Raw genomic sequence first — 5,131 nt, forward strand, 5'->3', positions numbered from 1 at the left:
CGGCGAGAAAGACCGTGGTGTCCAAGACGGGCCTCGAGGGTAGCGATTGTCGAAGAAAATCAGCAGGATCGGCGCCGATGTCGCTCGGCTTGCCATGATGGGTCAAGCAGGGGTGTCAGTCTGCCGCATGCCGCATTATCGGGCAAAATCCGTTGCAGACTGATGGCAGCACAGTGGCGCGGCAGTGCCTATGATTCAACGCAAGGCGCTGGATCAAGCCCCGTGACGCTGAACGATAGCGGGTTTCAGGGGCGTGCTCCTCGCCCAACGACTAGCAGGATACAGCCCGTGGATGCCCTGGAGAACAAGGCGATGACCCCGCCCAGACAGCCGAGTGACGCACCTGAACGCGTCGCCAGAGGCCCCCGAACCGCAACGCCCCTGAACCTGCTGGTGGTGCTGGCGAGCGTTTTCATCCTGGTTGTCTGGCTGATCACCCTGCAGCGCATCGCCTTCGAGCGTGAGCAGGCACTGGCGGCGGAAATGAAGGCCAACGCCAGTCTGGCCATCGCCTTCGAGCAGCAGGTGTCCCGCGCGCTGAAGGCGGCCGAGCAGGTGGCGGCGTTCGTGCGCGAGCAGTACCGTCTGCAGGGCAGGGCGATCGACCTGCGGCGCTGGGTCGAGGAGGGGGTGATCCGCGAGGAGATGTTCACCATCATCAGCGTGGTGGACGAGCATGGCGACATCGTCAGCAGCAGCCGGAGCACCGGCCCGGTCAACTACGCCGATCGCGAATTCTTCACTGCGCAACGCGATGCGCGCATCGACCACCTGTTCATCAGCCAGCCGGTCTTCGGGCGTGTGTCCAAGCGCTGGCTGATCCCCATGTCGCTGCGTATCGAGCACGCGGACGGCCGTTTCGCAGGGGTGGTGGTGATGGCCATCAGTCCGCAGGACGTCACGCAGTTCTTTCAACAGGTCGACCTGGGCGCGCAGGGGCTGCTCGAACTCAGCGGTCTGGATGGCGTGGTGCGCGCGCGCAAGATCGGCGCACGCAGCGAGTTCGGCCTGAGCGGCGAGTCGCTGGCCTGGTTTCAGCGGCAGAAACAGCGCCGCACCGATGACTTCTACGACAGCGGCCAGGGGCTCGATGGCGTCGCCCGTATCGTCAGCTACCGCAGCATGGCCGACTATCCGCTGATGGTCACCGTGGCCACGGCCTACGACGAGGAAATGGCCACGACCCTGCAGCGCCGCACCACCTATCTGCTGGCGGCCGTCGGTGTCTCCCTGGTGGTGATGCTGTTCGTCGGCGTGCTGGCGCTGATGCTGGTCCGCCAGCGCGCGGCGACCGATGCCCTGCAAGGCAGCGAAGCGCTGTTCCGCGCGACCTTCCACCAGGCGGCCATGGGCATTGCCCATATCAGCCCCGAAGGCCGGATCCTGCGTGTCAACGAGACTTTCTCGCGCATGCTCGGACGCCCGCCCGAGCGCTTGCAGGGCGGCAACATCTTCGACCTGAGCGATCCCGAGGTGGCCAGCGCCGCCCGGACTTTCCTGCGCGAGCAGCTGGCCAGCGACGGCGGCGCGCTTTCCCCGGAGATCGAGAAGACCTACCGGCGCGAGGATGGCTCGCTGCTCTGGGTGTGCGAGGCCGTGAGCGTCGTGCGCAAGCGTCAGGGCCACCCGGCGTTCCTGGTGCTGGTCGCGCAGGACGTCACCGAGCGCAAGCGCCTGGAGGCACGTCTGTCCCACGAGGCGCAGCACGATGCGCTGACCGGTCTGGCCAACCGGGTCCGCTTCCGCCAGCGGCTCGACCAGGCGCTCGACGCGGTGCGCGGTCAGGAGCAGTTGTGCGCCGTACTGTATATCGACCTGGACGGCTTCAAGGCGATCAACGACCGCCACGGCCATACGGCAGGCGACTGCCTGTTGCAGATGGCCGCCAGGCGCCTGGAAGGCTGTGTGCGCAGCAGCGATATGGTCGCGCGCTTCGGCGGTGACGAATTCGGCATCCTGCTCGCCAGCCTGCACAGTCGCCAGGATTGCGCGGCGGTGGCGCTCAAGGTGCTGGATGTCCTGGCGCAGCCGTTCGACCTGGACGGCCATCCGGCACGCATATCGGCGAGCGTGGGCGCCGCCCTGTATCCGCTGCAGGCCGACAATGGCGCGGACCTGCTGAAACAGGCGGACCAGGCCATGTACGTGGCCAAGCACGCCGGCAAGAACCGCTTTCACTGCGCGCCGGAGTAGGGCGCTACTGCCCGGTGCTGGAAGACGTCGAGGGCCTGGGGCCGTCGGCCACCAGCAGCTGCCGACGCCAGCGCCACTCCAGCAGGCCCAGACCACCGACGAACACGGCCTCGCCGAGCAGGTGGACGACGCCCGGTAGCGCCATGCTCTGGGCAAGGGCGGCCGTGATGCCCAGGCAGAGCGCTGCCCATGCGCCGTTGGCCAGCGCCAGCAACTTGATCAGGCCTTCGCGGCGCCGGGTACGGATGGCCAGGGAGAAGGAAAAGCAGGCATAGGCGATGTTGACCACGCCGATGCTGTGCAGCAGTGCCGGCGGCAGTGCGTACCAGGCGCTCAGCCAGGTGGCGAACAGCAGCACGAGCAGACCGGCGAGTGCGGCGGCGATGCAGTCCAGCCAGAGGATGTGCCTGCCCAATGCGCTCAGGGCCCCGGTCCTAACGCCGCAGCGCAAGAAGCGCTGCGCCGAAGGCAATGAACACGCTGCCGAATACCCGGTTCACCCAGGTCACGAACGAGGGGCGCTGCAACGCCTGCCTGGCCCGTGCCGCCAGCGAGGCATAGGCGACCAGGGTGATGAACGACAGCAGCATGAAGATCCCGGTGAGGATGAAGAACTGCGGCAGCAAGGGCTCACGGGTGTCGACGAACTGTGGAAACAGCGCCGTGAAGAACAGGATCGGCTTGGGGTTGAACGCGGCGATGAACAGCGCCTCGCGATAGAGCCGAAAGGGCCTGTAGGCGCGGCGCTCGGCGGCTTGGCTGGCCTCCACCTGGAGCAGCGAGGCACGCCCCAGCAGATGGCGCAGGCCGATGTAGAACAGGTACATGGCGCCCAGCACCTTGACGACGCTGAACAGCAGGGCCGAGGACTTGAGCAGTAGCCCCAGGCCCAGCATCGCCGCGGCGGACAGGCAGAACAGGCCCATGATGTTGCCCAGCGACGACCACACCACCGCCCGCACGCCGAAGCTCAGCCCATTGCGTAACGCCAGCAGGATCGCCGGTCCGGGGCTGACGACTGCGATGCCGGCCACGGCGGAAAAGGCAACGGCTGTTTCGAGATTCATGGGGCGCCTGCTGATTGGCTGGAACGTGGCTGTCTACGCGGCTGCCCGGCGAATCCGCAGAGGCTCCGCCAGGGCCGTGAGCAGCCACATTAGAGGGCCGGATCAGGAAATGGAAGCAGGTCCTGGGAGACGCTTGGCTGAGCCTGCCATGCGTCGCCGATCTTGTAGAAGTCCGCTTGTGATTCCGAGCTGCCTGCGCCGACTTTCAGGGCGAAGGTGCAGGCGATCTGCCCAGGGTGTTGCGCCTCGAGTGCAGGCACGCAGGTGCCGAGCGTCACGGTCATCTCCGCACGCATCTGCTCGAGCCCGGTCAGCGCCGCGATCACATCCGCGGCTTCCTCGGCATTGGGTCTGAGCAGCCCGTCAGGCGGGTTCGAGTCGTCAGCATGGGCCAGGGGCGTCGCCAGGCCGAGCAGTACCGCAGTGGCTAGGGGTATGAACATGTTCAGGGTCTCGATCGTCGACGCGCGCAGAGGCGCTTCAGACATGCTGGAGGATGTTGATCAGGTTGCCGAGCGGGTCCCTGACGTAGAAACGGCGAACGCCCCAGGGCTCATGCGACGGCCCGTACTCGATGGGAATCCGCTGTTCCGCGACACGTCGCAACGCCTCGTCGAGATCATCCACCTCGACGGACAGGTCGGGCACTGGCGTGCCCGAGCCGCCCTCGCTGGCGAAGCTGACCTGCACCGCCATCCTCTCGGAACCAGCATAGGTGCGAATCCAGCCATGGTCCATGACCAGTTCGAGGCCCAGGATCAGCCGATAGAACTCATCCACCTCCGCTGGTTGCGCTGCGTGAAGATTGGCAATGATCCGTTTGACGTTCATGTGGCTTCCTTGGGGGTAAGCGAGCGTGCGCTATGGAGGTTAGGCCAAGTCACCGGGTTGAGCGAGTGCGCCTGCACCGACGTCAGCGGCCGACGCCGCTGCCTGCATGTCTGCAGAACTGCTCCTTCAGCCCGATTTTCAGGCACAGGCCGCCGCCGGAGGCGATGGCCAGTTTGTCCATCTGCTTGCGCTTGCGGCGCAGCGCCGAAGGCTTCTCGAAGTAGCCGAACCGCCGCTTGTACCAGCGGCGGCCCAGTTCGGCGCCTACCTTGCGGTTCAGCCTTGCGAGTGCAACTTCCAGTGAGTCAGCGGATGTCACGTCGACGGTTACGGGCATGTCTGGCGTTTTACGGACTGACGCCTGTCCATTCAGTAGCGCTGATGCGCTGGAAGGGAGTTGCCTTGCCGGGTTCCGGCGCGGCGGGTGATTCCGGTCGTGCTCCGGGGCGCTAGCTGAACAGGCCGGAGAGGACGCTGATCATCCCCTCGATGAGGGCCAGAAGTCCATCGATGATCGCCTCGACCGTCCCGGTTACCACCTCCAGGATGCCGCCGTCGCCCCAGGTGAGCGGGACAGCCACTGCGGCGATGGAAACCAGCATGGCGGCCACGGCAACGGCGTGCACGCCCATCGTCAGCAGATAGATCAGCGCGCCGATCAGGCAGGTGGCGCACAGGGCATTGAAGGCTCGCAGCCCTTTCGAACGAGGCGTCTGATTATTCATCCGTGAATGCTTTCCGAAGTAGGTCTGGGCGCTGAGCCTAGCAGGTTCTCTGCGCAGGGGGATGGGGCGGGGCGTTTCGTCTGCCCGGCATGACGGTGCTGGGTCGCCCGCATACCGCCTTTGGAACGGCTGCAACGCCCGTCACGAGCACTCGCCCGAGCCGTATCGGGCGAGCCGGCTGAACCTCGCCTGACGCATTTTGCCGAGGTGTGCGGGGCCGCTGAACTTTCCCGGACGAGGGTTGTCATGCCTTCGTCCGGGCGTGCGCTTTTGCCCGGCATTCTTGCGGCCTGCGTTCTCGCGGTGGTTACGCGG

General features: G+C 66.0%; 7 protein-coding genes. 1 reads left to right on the forward strand and 6 read right to left on the reverse strand.

Going from position 1 to position 5,131, the window contains the following annotated elements; genetic code table 11:
• Positions 1–288: 288 nt before the first annotated feature.
• Positions 289–2,193: a sensor domain-containing diguanylate cyclase gene (locus tag J0A65_RS21345; protein WP_206596354.1), complete on the forward strand. Its 1,905-nt coding sequence runs from the start codon at positions 289–291 to the stop codon at positions 2,191–2,193.
• Positions 2,194–2,197: 4 nt separating this feature from the next.
• Here J0A65_RS21345 and J0A65_RS21350 read toward each other — a convergent pair whose 3' ends face one another.
• The 6 genes from J0A65_RS21350 to J0A65_RS21375 form a co-directional block, all read right to left on the reverse strand.
• Positions 2,198–2,644: a hypothetical protein gene (locus J0A65_RS21350; RefSeq protein ID WP_206596355.1), complete on the reverse strand. Its 447-nt coding sequence runs from the start codon at positions 2,642–2,644 to the stop codon at positions 2,198–2,200.
• Positions 2,628–3,260 (reverse strand): LysE family translocator, encoded by a 633-nt coding sequence (locus tag J0A65_RS21355; RefSeq protein ID WP_037053676.1) that lies wholly within the window; start codon positions 3,258–3,260, stop codon positions 2,628–2,630. The genes J0A65_RS21350 and J0A65_RS21355 overlap by 17 nt, the downstream gene beginning before the upstream one ends.
• An 89-nt stretch (positions 3,261–3,349) precedes the next feature.
• Positions 3,350–3,748, reverse strand: a complete 399-nt coding sequence (locus J0A65_RS21360) for a hypothetical protein (RefSeq protein ID WP_206596356.1) — start codon at positions 3,746–3,748, stop codon at positions 3,350–3,352.
• Complete coding sequence (locus J0A65_RS21365; RefSeq protein WP_206596357.1) at positions 3,741–4,091, reverse strand: VOC family protein; 351 nt, start codon at positions 4,089–4,091, stop codon at positions 3,741–3,743. Before J0A65_RS21365 ends, J0A65_RS21360 begins: the two co-directional genes overlap by 8 nt.
• A gap of 82 nt (positions 4,092–4,173) precedes the next feature.
• Positions 4,174–4,428 (reverse strand): 30S ribosomal protein S21, encoded by a 255-nt coding sequence (gene rpsU / locus J0A65_RS21370; RefSeq protein ID WP_047590530.1) that lies wholly within the window; start codon positions 4,426–4,428, stop codon positions 4,174–4,176.
• 112 nt (positions 4,429–4,540) lie between these two features.
• Positions 4,541–4,816, reverse strand: a complete 276-nt coding sequence (locus tag J0A65_RS21375; RefSeq protein ID WP_037053679.1) for a hypothetical protein — start codon at positions 4,814–4,816, stop codon at positions 4,541–4,543.
• Between the last annotated feature and the right edge of the window lie 315 nt (positions 4,817–5,131).

Source organism: Bowmanella yangjiangensis (genome assembly GCF_017255015.1).
Lineage (GTDB): Bacteria > Pseudomonadota > Gammaproteobacteria > Enterobacterales > Alteromonadaceae > Bowmanella > Bowmanella yangjiangensis.

Bases quoted from the DNA above. Each gene is read 5' to 3' on its own strand.
- J0A65_RS21355 (WP_037053676.1), bottom strand. From the start codon at position 3,260: ATGAATCTCGAAACAGCCGTTGCCTTTTCCGCCGTGGCCGGCATCGCA.
- J0A65_RS21360 (WP_206596356.1), bottom strand. From the start codon at position 3,748: ATGTCTGAAGCGCCTCTGCGCGCGTCGACGATCGAGACCCTGAACATG.
- J0A65_RS21365 (WP_206596357.1), bottom strand. From the start codon at position 4,091: ATGAACGTCAAACGGATCATTGCCAATCTTCACGCAGCGCAACCAGCG.
- rpsU (WP_047590530.1), bottom strand. From the start codon at position 4,428: ATGCCCGTAACCGTCGACGTGACATCCGCTGACTCACTGGAAGTTGCA.
- J0A65_RS21375 (WP_037053679.1), bottom strand. From the start codon at position 4,816: ATGAATAATCAGACGCCTCGTTCGAAAGGGCTGCGAGCCTTCAATGCC.